Raw genomic sequence first — 392 nt, 5'->3', positions numbered from 1 at the left:
CCAGAGCGCCGCGGAGCAGCCGAGGAACACGAAGAACAGCGTGTACATCCAGCCCAGGGTCGCCACGCGCCAGTCGCAGCCGGTGGCGAACAGCTCGGCGAAGAAGCTCATGTCCTTCGGACACGCGGCGCCCTTGCCGGCGGTGGACAGCGCCTTCGACAGGGGCAGCCAGAACACCGAGAAGCCGTAGGCCATGCCGATGCACAGGTGGATGGCCAGCGCGGCCGGCGGCACGAGCCATCGGTTGAACCCCGGTCCCGCGATGATGCGCTCCTTGTCCAGAAATCCCGGTCGTGTGTCCGCCATGCCCACTCCTCTGTGATTGTTGACTTTCCGCAGCGCGAAACGCGCAGCAGGAAAGTGTCAACGCAACAGTTGATACAAGTCAATAC

At 64.0% G+C, this 392-nt stretch carries 1 pseudogene; it reads right to left on the bottom strand.

Features of this window, described 5'->3' with window-relative positions:
• Nucleotides 1–306, bottom strand: a pseudogene (locus tag AC066S_RS39935) (MFS transporter); the annotation flags it as partial.
• Nucleotides 307–392: the final 86 nt, after the last annotated feature.

It is taken from the genome of Bradyrhizobium sp. CFUWI, from assembly GCF_056429085.1.
The sequence above is the reverse complement of the archived record's forward strand: the minus strand, read 5'-3'. Positions and strand labels throughout refer to the sequence as shown.